Source organism: Nesterenkonia maliinae (genome assembly GCF_051262655.1).
In the GTDB taxonomy this organism is placed as follows: Bacteria; Actinomycetota; Actinomycetes; order Actinomycetales; family Micrococcaceae; genus Nesterenkonia.
Map to the genome: position 1 here is coordinate 124,559 of NZ_JBIMEY010000004.1, position 16,461 is coordinate 141,019.

The 16,461-nt window shown below is 61.7% G+C and carries 14 protein-coding genes; 8 read left to right on the forward strand and 6 right to left on the reverse strand.

The window, feature by feature from the left end:
- Window positions 1-9 precede the first annotated feature (9 nt).
- From ACHAA4_RS09435 to ACHAA4_RS09450, 4 genes are all read left to right on the forward strand, one after another.
- Window positions 10-1,176, forward strand: a complete 1,167-nt coding sequence (locus ACHAA4_RS09435; protein ID WP_435773919.1) for an enolase C-terminal domain-like protein — start codon at window positions 10-12, stop codon at window positions 1,174-1,176.
- 95 nt (window positions 1,177-1,271) lie between these two features.
- Window positions 1,272-2,957 (forward strand): SLC13 family permease, encoded by a 1,686-nt coding sequence (locus tag ACHAA4_RS09440; protein ID WP_435773920.1) that lies wholly within the window; start codon window positions 1,272-1,274, stop codon window positions 2,955-2,957.
- Between the two features lie 18 nt (window positions 2,958-2,975).
- On the forward strand, window positions 2,976-3,944 hold the full coding sequence (locus ACHAA4_RS09445; RefSeq protein ID WP_435773921.1) for a phosphoglycerate dehydrogenase: 969 nt from the start codon (window positions 2,976-2,978) through the stop codon (window positions 3,942-3,944).
- Entirely contained in the window at window positions 3,941-5,032 is a 1,092-nt protein-coding gene (locus tag ACHAA4_RS09450) for a tartrate dehydrogenase (protein WP_435773922.1), read from the forward strand. Before ACHAA4_RS09445 ends, ACHAA4_RS09450 begins: the two co-directional genes overlap by 4 nt.
- A 77-nt stretch (window positions 5,033-5,109) precedes the next feature.
- Here ACHAA4_RS09450 and ACHAA4_RS09455 read toward each other — a convergent pair whose 3' ends face one another.
- A complete protein-coding gene (locus ACHAA4_RS09455; RefSeq protein ID WP_435773923.1) occupies window positions 5,110-6,705 on the reverse strand; it encodes an NtaA/DmoA family FMN-dependent monooxygenase in 1,596 nt (531 codons plus the stop codon).
- On the opposite strand from ACHAA4_RS09455, the gene ACHAA4_RS09460 reads away from it, so the two are divergent.
- Together ACHAA4_RS09460 and ACHAA4_RS09465 are read left to right on the forward strand one after the other, a co-directional pair.
- The gene (locus ACHAA4_RS09460; protein ID WP_435773924.1) at window positions 6,604-7,224 is read left to right on the forward strand and encodes a TetR/AcrR family transcriptional regulator; all 621 of its coding nucleotides are present in this window, start codon (window positions 6,604-6,606) and stop codon (window positions 7,222-7,224) included. The two genes, ACHAA4_RS09455 and ACHAA4_RS09460, sit on opposite strands and share 102 nt — an antisense overlap.
- Before the next feature lie 23 nt (window positions 7,225-7,247).
- Window positions 7,248-7,991: an NADPH-dependent F420 reductase gene (locus ACHAA4_RS09465; protein WP_435773925.1), complete on the forward strand. Its 744-nt coding sequence runs from the start codon at window positions 7,248-7,250 to the stop codon at window positions 7,989-7,991.
- 676 nt (window positions 7,992-8,667) lie between these two features.
- Here ACHAA4_RS09465 and ACHAA4_RS09470 read toward each other — a convergent pair.
- The 3 genes from ACHAA4_RS09470 to ACHAA4_RS09480 form a co-directional block, all read right to left on the reverse strand.
- Window positions 8,668-9,927 carry an exonuclease domain-containing protein gene (locus ACHAA4_RS09470; protein WP_435773926.1) on the reverse strand — a complete coding sequence of 420 codons (1,260 nt, stop codon included), beginning with the start codon at window positions 9,925-9,927 and terminating at the stop codon, window positions 8,668-8,670.
- Window positions 9,928-10,052: 125 nt separating this feature from the next.
- Complete coding sequence (locus tag ACHAA4_RS09475; RefSeq protein ID WP_435773927.1) at window positions 10,053-10,697, reverse strand: SHOCT domain-containing protein; 645 nt, start codon at window positions 10,695-10,697, stop codon at window positions 10,053-10,055.
- 391 nt (window positions 10,698-11,088) lie between these two features.
- Complete coding sequence (locus ACHAA4_RS09480; protein WP_435773928.1) at window positions 11,089-11,415, reverse strand: MazG-like family protein; 327 nt, start codon at window positions 11,413-11,415, stop codon at window positions 11,089-11,091.
- A gap of 556 nt (window positions 11,416-11,971) precedes the next feature.
- Between ACHAA4_RS09480 and ACHAA4_RS09485 the strand changes: the two genes are divergently transcribed.
- Window positions 11,972-12,685: a toll/interleukin-1 receptor domain-containing protein gene (locus ACHAA4_RS09485; protein ID WP_435773929.1), complete on the forward strand. Its 714-nt coding sequence runs from the start codon at window positions 11,972-11,974 to the stop codon at window positions 12,683-12,685.
- 323 nt (window positions 12,686-13,008) lie between these two features.
- Window positions 13,009-13,821 (forward strand): hypothetical protein, encoded by an 813-nt coding sequence (locus ACHAA4_RS09490; RefSeq protein ID WP_435773930.1) that lies wholly within the window; start codon window positions 13,009-13,011, stop codon window positions 13,819-13,821.
- A gap of 572 nt (window positions 13,822-14,393) precedes the next feature.
- Here the strand turns inward: ACHAA4_RS09490 and ACHAA4_RS09495 are convergent.
- A complete protein-coding gene (locus tag ACHAA4_RS09495) occupies window positions 14,394-14,882 on the reverse strand; it encodes a cytochrome b5 domain-containing protein (protein ID WP_435773931.1) in 489 nt (162 codons plus the stop codon).
- A 758-nt stretch (window positions 14,883-15,640) separates the two neighbouring features.
- Window positions 15,641-16,459: a GVDTG sorting domain-containing protein gene (locus tag ACHAA4_RS09500; protein WP_435773932.1), complete on the reverse strand. Its 819-nt coding sequence runs from the start codon at window positions 16,457-16,459 to the stop codon at window positions 15,641-15,643.
- Window positions 16,460-16,461: the final 2 nt, after the last annotated feature.

Sequence of the window (16,461 nt, forward strand, 5' to 3'; positions counted from 1 at the left end):
ACAGCACCCGTGAAGATCGTCTCGGCCCACGCCGGCACCATTCCCATCAAGTCGTCGATGAGCAACGCCTACATCAACTTCAGCACCATGGACTGCACCATCGTTGCGCTGGTCAGCGACGTGATCGTCGACGGCAAGCCCCTCGTCGGCTACGGCTTCTCCTCCAACGGTCGGTACAACGCGACCGCCATCCTCACGAACAGGATGCTGCCGCGCCTGCAGGCAGCAGATCCGCAGGACCTCTTGGACGATCAGGGAGAGCTCTCGCCAGAGAAGGCCTGGGCGATCATGATGTCCAACGAAAAGCCCGGCGGCCACGGCGAACGCTCAGTAGCTGTCGGGGTGATGGACATGGCGTTGCACGATCTCGCCGCCAAGGCCGCAGGGGTCCCGCTGTATCGCTGGATCTCCGACCACTACGGCGACGGCGCTCCTGACTCTGACGTCTTTGTCTATGCGGCGGGGGGCTACTACGCGCCCGGCAAGAGTTACACCGATCTGCAGGACGAGATGAAGGGATTCCTCGACGGCGGGTACGAGGTCGTCAAGATGAAGATCGGCGGAGCAGATCTGGCCGAAGACTGTCGGCGCATCGAAGCTGTCCTCGACGTCGTCGGGGGCCGGGGTGATCGGCTCATGGTTGACGTCAATGGCAAGTTCGATCTCGATACCGCCCTGGAGTACGGCCGGGCCATCGACCAGTACGGACTGTTCTGGTACGAGGAAGTCGGCGACCCCCTGGATTACCGGCTGAACGCGGTGCTGTCTGAGAACTACACCCACCCCATCGCGACGGGGGAGAACCTGTTCTCCCTGCAGGATGCGCGGAACCTGATCCGGCACGGAGGCATGCGACCTGACCGCGACTACATCCAGGTCGACCCGGCGCTGAGCTACGGACTCACCGAGTACCGCCGAATCTTGAACATGCTCTCCCAGCACGGCTGGTCCTCCAGGCGCTGCATCCCCCACGGAGGCCACCAGTTCTCCCTGCACATCGCAGCGGCTTTGAAGCTCGGCGGCAACGAGTCCTACCCCGGCGAGTTCCAGCCCACAGGCGGCTTCACCGACGACGCCGTCATCGCCCAGGGGCGGGTGTCACCTGGAGATCTCCCGGGCATCGGCCTGGAGGGCAAGTCCAAGTTCTACGAAGTCCTGAAGGATCTGCACAGCTGATCCGCTCAGTTTCTCTGCTCGACATCGACCGGACCGTGCCTGAGGTGTGCTCACGATCCTTCGGTGAATGATCGCAACCACAATGAAGGTGAGACATGTCTGCATACTCAGCACAACGCGTCTGGGATGAGCTCTGGGAATCCCATCGACAGATCAAACGACTCGTGATGTTCTCCGTGGGTCGTGGTTCGTACCGACCTGAACCCGCCCGGGCACAGTCGGGCGGTCGCTCTTCTGCCTCGGTCTATCGACCGGATCAGGCTCGGAACGAGGACGAAGAGACAAGGAACGGGCCGCCCGGCGGTTATACCCCTGCTCGACTGCTGGGTCTGGCGCTGGGCCCTCTGCTGTTCCTGGTCACGCTGCTGTTCTTCGAATCAGAAGGCCTCTCCTCGGAAGGTGTGGCGGTCCTCGCCGCCACATTGTGGATCGCGACATGGTGGATCACTGAGGTCGTCCCGATTCCGGTGACATCGCTGCTCCCGGTCGTGCTGCTTCCGCTGACCGGCGCCCTCGAGGGCGACGCCGTCGTGTCCTCCTACGGCAACGACATCATCTTCCTGTTCCTTGGAGGATTCTCCTTGGCGATTGCGATGGAGAAATGGAACCTCCATAAGCGCATCGCGCTGACCATCGTCGCGATGATCGGCACGAGTCCACGCAGGATCATCCTTGGGTTCATGATTGCGACGGCATTCCTGTCGATGTGGGTCTCCAACACTGCCGCGACGATGATGATGATTCCTGTTGGGCTTGCCGTGGCCTACCAAGCCGCGCGGACCTTGGAAAAGGGCGAACATCTCGATGAGATCCCCAAGTTCGAGAAGTGCATCGTCTTCTGCATCGGCTACGCCGCGACGATCGGAGGACTCGGGACGCTGATCGGCACCCCGCCGCTGGCCGTCCTCGCCGCAGTGACCGGCGAAGTCTTCGGGCAGACCATCAGCTTCGGTCAATGGATGCTCTTCGGTGTGCCGATCGTCATTCTTCTCCTCGCGTTTGCGTGGTTCTATCTGACCTTCGTGAAGTTTCGGTTCGGGTTCTCCCAGCTCCCGGGTGGAAGAGAAGTCATCAGGGATGAGAAAGCTCTGCTCGGCAGACTCTCTACCGAAGAGAAGGCAGTCCTGGCGATCTTCATCGGCACAGCCTTCATGTGGATCTCTCGAGGCTTTATCTGGGACGACCTTCTCCCGGGGATCAGCGACGGAATGATCGCAGTCACCGCAGCGGTGCTGTTGTTCATGGTGCCAACACGGAGCGGCAATGCCTCCCGGATTCTGGAGTGGGAAGACTCCAAGAAGATCCCCTGGGGAATCTTGCTTCTGTTCGGCGGCGGTCTGGCCATTGCGGCGGGCTTCGTCGAGACCGGGCTCTCAGACTGGATCGGGGACCAGCTTCTGGTGCTTGAGGGCGTCAACATCGTGCTGACCGTGCTGGTCGCCACGGCCCTGGTGCTCTTCCTGACCGAGATCACGTCCAACGCCGCCACCGCGACCATGATCCTCCCCGTGATGGCGGCCTTCGGACTGGCTCTGGGAGTCCACCCCTACGCGCTGATGGTGCCCACAGCCATGGCCGCGAACTGTGCCTTCATGCTGCCGGTGGGCACGCCGCCTAACGCGGTGATGTTCGGAACCGGCAAGATCACCATCATGGACATGGTCCGCATCGGCTTCTGGCTCAATCTTGCTGCACTGTTCCTCATCGTCGCAGCCACGTTCCTCGTTCTGCCCCATATCTGGGGAATCGACCTCTTCTCCGTTCCCGCGGACTTCCAGTAAGGGAAAGTGATCACAGCTATGGCACAGGTGCTCATCACCACCGACTATCTGGTCCCGGGGGACGCCGTCGATCGGCTGCTTCGTTGGGAAGGCCACGAGACGGTCTTCAACCCATACGTCGGACCTCGCACGGCTGAAGAGCGTGAGACGCTTCTGCATGGATTCGACGCTGCCATCCTCGCGAGCGAGCCGATCACTGCAGAGATGATTCGCACGGCTGATCGGCTCAAGATCATGGCGCGCAGCGGAGTGGGCTATGACTCCATCGACATCTCAGCGGCGGCAGCCAAAGGTGTCGCGGTGTGCAACGCGCCCGGAACGAACCACTACTCAGTCGCAGAACTGACCATCGGCATGATGATCGTGTCTGCCCGGCGTCTCGTCGAGGTCACCAACGGTGTGAGGGACGGTGGTTGGCCTCGGCAGGCGGGTGGCGAGCTCCACGGCTCAGTGCTCGGCGTGATTGGGTATGGCTTCAGCGGCAGATTGGTGGCGAAACTGGGAGCAGCTCTGGGGATGAAGGTTCTGGTGTCGACCTCACACCCAGACGTCACCGACCACGACGTGCAGTTCGTCGACCTCGACGAAGTTCTTCGCCGATCCGACTACCTGAGCCTTCACCAGAAGGCGGACAGCAACAGCCCGCCGCTGTTGGATGCGACAACCCTTCGTGCCATGAAACCCACGGCCACCGTGATCAACACCAGCCGCGGATCACTCATCGACGAGGCCGCGCTCGCCCACGCCCTCCGATCCGGCACCATCGCAGCCGCAGCCTTGGATGTCCTGAGCACGGAACCGCTGCCCCCCGAGAGTCCTCTTCGAGGACTGAACAACGTGATCATCACTTCTCACCTTGCGGGTCAGACCGTCCAAGCACGGCTGCGCGCCGGAGAAGCGGCGGCCCAAGCCGTAGTAGACCTGCTGCGTGGGCGGGAACCTGCTCACCGCGTCCCATCACCGTCATCGAAAGGAACCGAGTCATGAGTTCAGTCCCCAACACGCCGCGGATACATCGCATCGCCGTCATCGCAGGGGACGGCATCGGCAAGGAGGTCGTGCCGGAAGGGCTTAAGTGTCTGCATGCAGCCGCCGAGAAGTTTGGGCTCCGCCTGGAGTTTGAGGAGTTCGACTTCGCCTCCGCCGACTACTGGCAACGTCACGGTCGGATGCTGCCGGAGGATTGGGTGGAGGTCCTCCGAGGCTTCGACGCCATCTATTTCGGAGCAGTGGGATGGCCAGCGGTGGTCCCGGACCATGTCTCCCTGTGGGAGTCACTGCTCCAGTTCCGACGCGTCTTCGACCAGTACGTCAACCTTCGACCCATCAAGCTCTTGCCAGGGGTTCCCTCACCGCTGGCCAATCGCAAAGCAGGGGATATCGATTTTCTCGTCGTCCGGGAGAACACCGAAGGTGAGTACTCCAGCATCGGGGGGCGGATCTTCGAGGGCACCGAGCGAGAGACCGTGATGCAAGAGACCGTGATGACTCGCGTCGGGGTGGACCGCATCCTCCACTTCGCGCACCAGCAGGCGCAGAAACGCGCGGGTCGCCTGACGTCAGCGACGAAGTCCAACGGCATATCGGTGACCATGCCCTACTGGGATGAACGGGTCGCCGCGGTCAACAGCCAGTACGACGATGTTGAGGTGAATGCGTTCCACATCGATATCCTCGCCGCGCATTTCGTGCTGCACCCAGACTGGTTCAACGTCGTGGTCGCCTCGAACCTCTTCGGCGATATCCTCTCTGACCTTGGTCCTGCCTGTACCGGGACGATAGGGGTGGCGCCCTCAGCGAATCTCAACCCGACCGGTGAATGGCCGTCGCTCTTCGAACCAGTCCATGGATCCGCTCCAGATATCGCCGGCCAAGGAATCGCCAACCCCATCGGCCAGATCTGGGCGGGGGCGATGATGCTGGAATTCCTGGGCTACGAAGATGCCGCTAAGACGGTCGTTGATGCTTTCGAGTCCGTGTTGGCGCAAGGCGCGACCCTGACGCCAGATCTTGGAGGGAGCGCGAGCACCGAAGAGCTGGGTTCTGCGATCAGAGACACGATCGCTGGTAGTTGATGCCGGCGCTCGAGCGCTGGGAGGGCTGTCACTCAGCGCTCGAGCCGCGGCGGTTGCAGAAGAACCTCTGATCGGAGTCACTGCGTGAAGCGATGATCAACTCCGTATTGGGCCGGGGCGCCCAGATGATCCCGCAGCGTGGCACCGTCATAGTCCTGGTGAAAGAGACGGCGATTCTGGCGGATCGGCACGACGCCGTCGACGAACGCATCGACTCCGTCCTCGTAGATGTCCGGAGAGACCCAGAACCCGTCGACAGCCTCTGCCTCGAACCATTCCTGCATGTGGTCAGCGGCGTCGGCGGCGGGTCCGACGATGACGGGGTGGTAGTCGATGACCCCGTGTGCGAGAACGTCGCGGATCGTCCAGCCTTCGCGCGCGATCTTCAAAGCGTGCGTCGAGCGCGGGTCACCCGGTGAGGGCCGAGCATCGGACAGCTGATTCGGAGAGAGGGGCTCGTCGAGCTGTGCAGGATCCAGGTGCAGCCCGAGCATCCTTCCGAGATAGGACACGCGTGGGGGGAAGGTCCGTCCGCTGAGCTCGATGCGGCGATCAAGGCCTGTCCTGGTGTCTCTGGCCAGCGTCGTCATCAGACCGGCGAAGAACTTGATCTCATCCGGGTCTCGCCCATTGCGCTCGGCAGACTGACGGAAGGCGGCACGCTGTGCGCGGGCGTCCTCGATCGTGAAGGCCGCGCCGACGACGCCGTTGGCCCACCGACCGGCAAACTCATGGGCGTTCGGGCTGCCTCCGGCGTGGAAGACGACGGGTTGGCCCTGCGGCGAGGGCGGAATATAGAGCGGCCCGCGTGAGGCGACGAACTCACCACCCATATTGATCGGAGCGATGTGCGCCGCGTTGGCGAACCGGCCGGTCGCCTGGTCGTGGACCCAGGCGTGCTCTCCCCAGCTGCCCCATAGTGACTGCACCAGCGGGACCGTCTCGTGTGCCCTTCCGTAGCGGTCGACGCTGGACGGAAGCCGTCGTCCGTAGTTGGCCGCGACGTCCTCGCCGCTCGAAGTCACGGCGTTCCAGCCCGTGCGCCCATGACTCATCACATCGAGGGCCTTGAATTGTCTCGCGAGGTTGAACGGTTCGTTGAAGGTGGTCGAGCCAGTGGCGACGAGGCCGATTCGACGCGTTTCGCGGGTAACTGCTGCCAGCGTGACCATGACGTCGAGGTTGAAGTTGGGGGGTTCGTTGTCCATGTCGCCCACGTGGCTTGGGCCGTCGGGGAGAAACAGGAATTGGAGCTTTCCACGTTCGGCGGCTTGGGCATGCCGAACTTTTGCATCGAAGCTGGTGTAGCTCGTGGGGTCGACGGTGGGGGCACGCCATGCGCCGGGCAGGTTGCCATAGCCGTTTCCAAGGTGCATGCCGATGATCATCTGTCTGGACATCTTGTCTTCTTTCCGTGCGCACACGTGGGTTGTTGGCGGCGTCTGGCTGATCGACGACGGTGTGTCAGACGCACCGCGTGCCGCGACACCGTGATGTAAAAGGAGACAGTCTCCCCTTAATGGGGATACTATACGGAGACACTCCCCGTTTTTGAAAGTGAGATGACTGCCATGTCTGAGACATCGACCAGCAAGACTCGCGCGCCACGGGCCGATGCCCGCCGAAACAGGGATCACATACTCGACATCGCCGAGCAGCATTTCTCTGAACATGGAGTCGGCGGTTCGCTCGATGCCATCGCGAAACGGGCAGGCGTGGGTGCAGGGACGTTGTACCGGCACTTCCCGAACCGAGAGGCGCTGCTTGCTGCACTTCTCGCCGCGCGCGACGAGGAGCTCGTTGCCAGGCGCGACGAACTCCGGGCTCGATCCGCCAGCGCGGCTGACGCGCTCGACGGCTGGCTTGGAGCGCTGACCGAGTGGGCTGGCGCCTTCGATGGGTTGCCTGAGCCGCTGCGGGCTGCGATGGGGAGTCCCTCGCCATTGGCCGTGACATGTCAGGGGTTCATTACCACGACCGAAGAGTTCCTGCATGCCGCTCAGCGCGAGGGGAGTGCGCGTGGTGAGATTCGCGCGCGGGATCTCTTCCTGTCCGCTCTAGCCATGAGCTGGGCGCGAGGTGCCGCGATGGCGGACCACGCGTCCGCAGCTGCCATGGCCGGACTCATCAGGAGCGGGTGGGAGCTGACTACTCACACTGCCGACTCATCGGGCGTACCTGACTACCAATAGTCGAAGAATCCTGTCTGGAACGAATGCCCGGCAGGACCATCAACAGTAAGGAGAGCAGCATGAAGCGCATCGGAATCATTGGCAGCGGATCGATCGGAGCCGCCGTCGCTCGGTTGGCCGTAGCGGCCGACTATGAAGTCCTCATCGCGAACTTGCGGGGGCCGGAATCACTTTCAAGCCTGATCGAGGAACTCGGGCCTCGGGCTCAGGCCGGCGACGCCAGTGCGGCAGCAGGGTTTGGCGACATTCCCGTCCTGGCCGTTCCCCTGGCGGCGTACCCGAACCTGCCCGTCGATGCCTTCGAGGGTAAGACGATCCTCTCGACCGGAAACTATTACCCTCATCGGGACGGCCGCATCGAAGAGCTGGACTCCCTCGAAAGCACCACCGCTGAGTACGAACAGTCACTGCTCCCTGGCACTGTGATCGTCAAGGCGTTCAACAACATCCTCTTCCACCACATCCCGAACCTGGCGAACTCCACTCCGCGGACCGCTCTGCCGATCGCCGGGGACCACGACGATGCGAAGGCCCGTGTCTCCGCGATCGTGAACACCCTGGGCTTCGACACGGTCGACGCGGGAGCTCTCTCGGAGTCCTGGAGCTTTGAACCGGAATCCGGTGCGTACACCCCGATCTACGCCGCCGACCTGGCCGTGCTCGCCGCGGACTACCTCGCCGACCCAGGGGCGCCTGTTCCTGCCAACCGCGTGCGAGAGCTGCTTGCCGAATCGCATCGCCCTGATGTTGCGGCGCGGCAGTTCTGAGCGCGAACTTCTAGCCAGTCCGGGAGGGCGTGTCACCTCAAGTGCCCTTCCGGACTTATCGTCCAGAGGGAGGTGCGCGCACCAGCCATGATCGGGTTCATCGTTGGTGGCGAAGAAAAGGAGGCGTAGCCGATGCCCGAAGCCTCGCCGAGGTTCGAGGGCAGGGTCGCACCGGCGGCCTTGTGCGGTCTCGGCTGGTGCATCGTTGCGCAGGGCGATCCCCAACAGGGCAGGCCGGCTTCGGTGTAGCTCGGTGAGAGCCGCCGTTTCGAAAGGTGAGTGCCTACCCCAACGAGGATCAACCATGCTTCCGCGGTGCCGGTATGACAAGCCTCTGAGCAGGCTGCCACGCGCTGGCCACTGATTGAGAAGTGGCGAACCTTGACCGGAACCTCCTACTACAGCTGCTGCTGTAGGATCCCGCGGAACTTGTCACATAGGCCTGGCGCTGACGTGGGAAGTGACATTTCGCTGGGACGCGGCAAGTCTCACTAACTTGTCGTAATCCTCAGACTGAGTGGGAGGATATGCACGCCGGGCGGTTGGTACGGACTCTTCCACCGCCTTGGCGTTCTTATCGGGCTTCGGATGCGAGATTGATGACTATCTCTGACTTGAGTGTCGAGCCGCGAGTTGGGCGAGGCCCTAGAGGGGTTCGCCAAGTCTCGACCTGGTGTCAGTATCGGAACGTCTTTCCGTCACGGGTCGGCGCGTCGGGGCCATGGATTCCTTCTTTGATCCAGGCGCGTTTTGCTGCGCGCTTCAGCGCCGCAGCGCAGCGATCAGAGCATGTGTGACGCTCCAACATGAGCCAGAAGAGACCATCAGGTATTGGAGTCCCACAACGGATGCAGGGATCAGTCGGCTTGGCTCGCCCACTGGGGTGCCTCAGACCAGCACGCAGCCAAGCGTTGTAGTCCAAGTCTTGGGTATTAGCGAGCTTCGCTTGACCCAGCACATATGAAGGAAGCCACTGAGATGCATTAGGAACCCTTTGTTCCCGTGTAGCCGCTTCGAGAGCTTCACGGGCAACTTGTATGCGTTCCAGAAAGTCTTGCTCGTCGAGGATCTCGAGTGGTTGACCAGATGCTACAAGCTCTTGCGCTCTTTGTAGTTTCCCTGTGAGGTTGGTCCCGGGCCTCAACGTCCTTGGATCAAAGTCCCCGCTGACCACGATTGTCGTTGCCTTGCCCACGCTAGCTTGTGCTTTCCCACCTAGCGATTCAACCAAGCTCTGCGCTTCAGAGCGATTTAAGATTTGCAGAGTCCCCGTGAACACAACTTTCTCGCCCGCAAGAGGGTTGGATGTCGACAAGCCCGTGAAGTCGCCAAGGGGCCTCGCACCCGAACCTGCTCTCTTCGCCTCATGATGACTCCACTGGAACAGCTCGTCGAGACTGTCGACGTCCGCTCTATTGGCCAGTTCGGTCACAATTCGCGCACACTGCACCGCGTCGTCCATTGCGCGGTGATGGATGAACTCTGAGAGACCCAAGAAACTAGAGACGACTGGCAGCTTGTAGGACGAGAGTGTAAGCAGGTTTCTCGCCAGAATCTCGGAGTCATGCCAGACATGTGCCGGGGGTTCAAGATCGTATATTGTGCATGCACGCTCGATGGCAGACCTGTCGAAATTGCTGTGGGCGACGATCAAATCCTCTTGGATGAACGCGCTGAGTTCTTGGTGGATCGTGTCCCACGCTGGTGCTTCTGCCACATCTTCAGGGCGGATTTGGTGAACGTCGATGTTGCGGGAGTGAAACTCTGCGAACTCTTCGTGCGGCTTAACCAAGGACGACCACGTGTCAACCACCTGGCCGTCACGGACCTTGGCTAGGCCGATCGCGCAGATGGAAGCGCGCTGAGGATTGGCAGTCTCAACATCCACTGCGGTGAACGAGAGTCCTGACTGTTTTGCAGGCGAGTTGACGGTCATCTTGATCCTTCCGACTCTAGATCCACTGTAGGAACGCTGTACGTCAGACGCGTGGTCTCGACTCTGACGGAGTTGATGATTCTGCTGGAATTGCTGGAGCAGCCCTGCCTGTTTGTCTAGGCCCTCTAGATTCGGTTGAGGAGGTCTGTCTTCTTCAAGGTGAATTCTTCGTCGGACAGAACACCTGCGGCATGCAACTCTCCGAGTCTCTTGATCTGTTCGATCAGGTCGCTCTGTTTCTTCGCAGGCGTCGCGGCCACTGGCGGGACGGTGACAGTCGCCGCCGCTGCGGGCGCGGCCAGTCCGCCCAATACGCTCCGCCCGGCAACCTCTAGTCCGAGTGCGGTCTTGTCCGCACTGCGCGCCATTCCCCCCGTTGCCTTCAGCGAGTGCACCCGCTTGTCCGTCACCAGCGTAAGAAAGACCGTTCGCTTCTCATTCGAGGCGAGGTAGTTGAGCCCAACCGTCGCCATACCCGCGATCGCGCGACCACCAGCGCTCTTGTCCTGAACCTGGAAAGAGTGCTTGATGGACTTCAGCTTCTCGTATGGAGTCGTTTTCGAGATGAACGCGGCGACTCGGACATAACCACCGTCGTAGATTTCGATCGTCGATCCGCCGAACGATTGCTTTGTCACAAGGTTCCCTGCCAGCTCGCGCGCCTGTAGCGTCCGCGTCTCAGCTTCTTCAGTCGCCTTCTTCGCGTCAGCGGCAGCCTTGGCCCAGAACCCCTGCTTCTTTCCGGAATCTCCGGTGGCATTGTTGCTCATGTCACTATTATGCCTACGTAGTAGAGATTCGAGATTGTCGACTTGGATGTTAATTGAAGAGAGTCGTGGGACCAATCGCACAAGAGGTGTGACCAGAGGTCATCGTGCGGCGCCTGGGTACAGGAGTGTCAGCACGGGAGGTTGACACGCGTGTGACTCGAAACTGAGACGGTGACACGAAAAGCGGGATCTGACGCCGCTGCTGCTGTAAAATCCCGCGGATCTTGTCACACAGGCGAACTGCTGACATGGGAAATGACATGTCGGTGAGACGCGGTCTGTCTCACTAACTTGTCGTAATCCTCAGGGTCACGCGGAGGGACACGCCGGTCGCCCAGGGTTGAGGGCACAGCAGTGGCTCTATTTCCTCGAGAGCGCGCTACGCGCGAGATCACTCCGCCGAGGCTGCTGGGACCTTCTCGTGACGGAACCACTTCTCTGCAATGGCCACTTCTGGGTCGATCCCGAGCTGTTTCGCGTAGACCAGGCACATCCCGAGGACGTCTCCGAGCTCGTTAGCAACAACTTCCTGCTGTTCTTCTGTGCTCAGGCCACGATTTCTGCTCTGGCCGGTCGCGGTGAGATGGGCTTGGGCGAGTTCTCCGACCTCTTCTGTGAGTTTGAGGAGAGCCCAGTCGGCAGAGCGGTTGATCCCGTACACCTCGGCGTACTGGATAGACAGGTTCTCGATTCGGAGGGCGATGTCGTTGAGGTGCATCTGGACGATGCTACGCACCCAGACCGGACGCGAGTTCCGCCTGGTCCGCCGTGAAGGTGCAGCAGCGGGATCCGGTCATGGGATCGGGGTTCCTCCCAGTAGACGCCCTGACCGTTGCCCGTCGGCGACCGGGTGTCATCTGGAGCTGAAGTAGATCTCTATCGCCGGTTGCGGGGCACGGGGGTTTGTGTCGCAACTGTTGTGATCTGCGCGGGGATACGTGTAGCAGACAGGGCGCCCCTGCGGGCATTCTCTTCGGGCGGGGTAAACGGGCATCCCAGCGATGACAAGGGGGCAGGGCCTCGACTAAGCCGATCGCGCACGATGACCGACCGGCTATCGTGCGACGTCTGGGACGTCGTGATCTGCTATGTCCAGTCTCCGTGTATGGCTTTGTATCCGCCCCTCCCGGGACGAAGTCTTCCCGGTTCCGGAACTGCATTCTGCGAGGGGTGTCTTCTGCTCGTTGGTGACATCGCCCAAAGCCTTGTCGAAACTAGGTTCCGAGTGGGTAGATCCCTAGTTTGGGACGTCGTGCACCAGTAGCATCAACCACATGTCCAATTGCACAGCCCCTTCGCAAGGCCACCGCACGTCGAGTGGAGCAGCCAGCTGCCCGGTTCACGGAGGGCGCGGAGGATATGGTTACTCCAGGCCGTCGTATCCGTCCTACGGGTCGTCGGTCACTCCCGTCCGCAGAGTTGGGAGCCCGACAGGTAGCGCGGGAGGGAGTGGAGGACGTCGCACCGCCCGTCCCAGTTGGTCGCCGAGCACTTCGACCGTTTCCTACACGCCGCAAGAGGTCCGCGACCTCGAGGACGTACGCACGGCGGTCGAGGCACGAACGCAGTCCAACGACGTATTCCTTTGCCACGCCTGGGCTGACCGTCGAGATGATGCTAAGGATTTCTATGACCTGCTTCTCGACGAGGACTTGTCAGTGTGGTTTAGCGAGGTGAGCCTTACGCTCGGCACGGACATGCGGGCAGCCATCGACAAGGGTCTAGTTAGTTCGCGAGTCGGCATTGTGTTGGTGACGCCCGCCATGCTTGATCGTCTACGAACTGACCGGAGCGTCGCAGGCAGCGAACTTAGTGCTCTCCTGCGTCGCAACCTCCTGGTGCCAGTCCTGCATCGTGTCACGTTCGAGGAACTCGACCAGGTCAGTCCAACGCTCGCATCGCGTGGTGGGCTGAGTACGTCAGAAGACTCCAAGGAAGACATTGCCGTGAAGATTTCCGAGCTTGTCGGGACGCTCGACGGCGACTAAAGCGACGAACTCAGCGTGCGATCAGGCTGACCCATTCCTGACAAGGATCGGGTCATTCTTACTCAGGATGAGTGTGCGCCGAGGGATCGTCTTGCGCGCAGCGGGGTGACATCGAACGCTGCGAATAGACCGCCACTTGTCACCGCGATTCACGTCATCGGCCGAAAGGATTCCGCTGGAGGCGTGTCCCACAACCAAGGAACTGGGACGGCTCCAACAAGCGTCCCGGCGATGCCGACACGTTCCCAGCATGGACGTCGTACCCGCACCGCTCATCCGAGAGGGTGATGTGCAAAAAAGACGCTCCGAGGTAGCGTCGCAGCATGGGAACAGAGACGAAGAGGCGCTCGTCAGGATCAATCGGGGAATCGTGGGGAGCGGCCCTGGCCGTTGTTGCCCTGTCCGCGAGCCTGGCCGGCTGCTCGTCGTCCCCAGAGACAACGATCGTGGACGACTCCGGCGATGAACGGACCATCAGCTGGAGCGACTACCCCGCACACGCGAACACCGACGCCCAGTCGATACTCTCCGCTCCGAGACCTGAGCATGCGGAGAACCGCGAACAGCGCATCTTCACTGAGATCGAGACAGTCCTGAGCGAGGAGTATGGATTCGACTGGATGACCGAGGGCGAGCCAGGGTGGTTCGAGCAGGAGGGAAACGGATACGGGGGCGAGTCCTACCTGATGACGTACAACTCCGTCGGCAGGATGAGCGACGGAGTCCCAACCGGTCCGGGCGCATGGAGAGACGTGCTGACGCAGATTGATGAGGTGCTCACCGACTACGGTCTCGAGGGCCTTGAACTCCACCACGCGTCGTCTTCGCGTCCGGACGAGGAACAGTGGCGCGATGAATTGTTTGAGAAGTATGGGACGACAGATCCAGATGAGTACTGGCAGTGGGCAGCCACGTCCTCCAACAACTCTGAATGGGTGAGCGTGACGCTCACTGATGTAGCCAAGGATCCCTCGGGAGACGCGGCGGACGTGCGTGCCGACGTCAATCTGCCGGGACAATCAGTCAGCATCAGCTATGGCGTGACCACAGTGCCCGCCGATGTCGAAGACGACTACCGGCAAGCCCTCGAGTCGTTCGAAGGCTTGCCCAAGCCTGAACCGACGACCTCGGACTAGGACCGTCTCTGTCTAGAGATGCTGCACTGCGTTTGACCTCAAATGAAGCCAGATAGTTCCAAGAGATGGCCCCCGAACGACCCCCTCAGCGAGGGCGTGTTGGCGCACATGCCTTCCGACTGGCACCCCTCCCGTGAAAGCCGTGCGATCACCTCCGCGGCAGACGAGCTCCCCGGTTGGCCGTAGGTCTTGTGAATGGATGACCTAGGGACGAGGCGGTGTCATTTTTCGTTGAAAAAGGTCCGCCTGCTATCGCTGCGATTCACAATACGCGCGGGTCACGGGCAGGGGGAGTGCCCGGTGAGCGATCCCTCAGCGGGCGCTGGCCTCAGTGTCTCAGTGGAGAGCTCTGCTCGCTGAGCTGGATGGGCGGCGGCTGCTGTAGGATCCCGCGGATCTTGTCACACGCGTCGGTCGCTGACATGGGGAATGACATCTCGCTGAGACGGGGTTCGTCTCACTAACTTGTCGTAATCCTCAGATTCGGCGAAAGATCACAGACGCGACGCCCGGCTAGTTCCAGGCGAAAGGGGTCAAGTGCGATAGCCCTGGTCGCTTCCGAGATGCATCAATCAGCCCTCAAGGGTGCCGATCTCGAATTCGGCCAGTTGTCCTTCTGGTCGCTCATCGCCGCCGTGCTGAGCGTCAAAGGCTTCTGCTGCGTCGGTGCCACACAAGCCTTCGATCCGATCGGCTCCTCCTGGATGATCTTCGATCCAGTCCGTGAGGTCATAGACGGTCCCGTCCATCACTGCCCAGCAGGAGTCGGGAGAATCGTTCTCCTCGACTTGGTCCATGGTCAGGACCTCGTCAGAAGGTTCCTGCTCTCCTTCGGCTTCGCTGTCATCAGTAGTGATCGCATCTGTGTCTGAGTTCTCGTCCTCTGCCTGCGCGGCGTCGGTCTCCTGAGTGCTCTCGGTGTCTTCTACCGTTTCGGACTCGGGAGCTTCTGGATCTTGGTCTGCCCCTTGCCCGCACGCGGAGAGGAGCAGGAAGCTTCCGGCAGCGACAGGGGCCAGGAGAGTTCGTCTCCAGTGGGTGTTTCGCGTGAGGGTGTTCATGAGTGTGCTCCTTCTGGATAACGGCTACGAAATTCAGTCGAACGTCGGGCGTCGTCGCGACGCTCGCGGGAGAAGGCCCAAGCAATGAGCCACGTGGCCATCGCAGCGAGTACCAAAGCTCCAGTGAGATGAAGCATCAGTGTCATCGCGCTGCCCACGAGAGCCTGGAGGAATGTCAGACCAAATAGTGACACCGCGGCGACCATAGGGACCAGCCCGGTTTTGGTCCACCACACGCGGAGAACGAGAGCCAGTGCCAGTGCTCCAGAGGTGATGTGAAGTCCGACGGCTGCCACGCCATGGACATCGAGTCCGCGAAAGTCTTGGACGTAAAGACCTGCCGAAGCAAAGAGAACCCCCAGTGCGATGAGATTGGCCAGGGCCAGGCACCGCGTCACAAGGAGAAGGGCGGGGGAGGAGAACATGGGATCTGAAGCTCACATTCTTGGTCTGGTCTGGGCTGGGGAGGGTTGGGGGCAGCGGGTTCGGAGTTTCGCGTGGGGATCCCCGGTGAGGAGGGCCGTGAGGTGCCGCATCCTTCGGAGAGCTAAGTACCGCTTGACCGGGTCTGAGGATGCGGCGTTCCGCCGGGTGCCGGAAAGGCGCAGCAGTTGGGGGGCGACATGATGGTGGCCCCACAGAACCGAAAGGGATCTGTAGGGCCACCGCCATGCGTTCATCGGGATCTGCGCCGTTTCAGCACCATGAGTCACGCCCCGCGGGGGAGGTCGCTCATCTTGCTGGTCGGGCGTGCCGGATCAGGACTCGACGGTGCGCTGGCGCATGAAGTACGCGCCGGCACCGATGGCGCCGAGGGCGAGTGCTCCGCCGCCGGCGGCCATGGCGATGCCGTTGCTCTGTGAGCCGCCGGAGACGCCGGTGTCGGCGCCGCCTTCAGGCATTTCACCCATCTGCGAGGCGGTCAGCGTGCCACAGGCTGCGGGAAGAGTCGCAGCGTTGGGCAGGGACTCATCGAGCTCGGACTGCTTGTTTGCGGCTTCCTCAGTCAGGAGGGTGGGGTCGACGCCGTGGACCACGACGACGCCGGTGCCATCAACGATGGAGGCGAGCACATCATCGGAGATCTCCAGGTCGCGCTCGTAGGTGTAGCTGCTGCCACCGGGGAAGCGCTCCACGGCCAGGCCGGAGTCCGGTGAGGTGTCACCCTCGGTGGTCAGGGAGGTGCCGATGCCGCCGTAGAAGGGTGCGCCTTCTTCGACGTTGATGGCGCCATCGCCGTCCACATCAGCATCCGGGCCGGGGCACTGGCCCTGGGCGCCGAAGTGGATGTGCTGGGCGTGGGGGAAGGGGCCGTCCATGAAGGTCTCAGCTGCGCCCTCGACGGTCATGTACACGGTGGCCTGGTTGCCCTGGCCTTCGATGAGGACGTCACCGACGGTGCCGGAGTTGTTCAGAGGGTCCAGGCTGGTCTGGAAGGACCAGGACTCGCTGGAGGTGGAGGTAGCTGCGCCGTCGCTGGCTCCGCCGTGATCGGAGTGGGCCATTGCTGGGCCTGCGCTGAGCAGGATGGCGCCAAGGGCCAGGGTGGGGACAGCGAAGAATTTGGAAGTGCGCATGT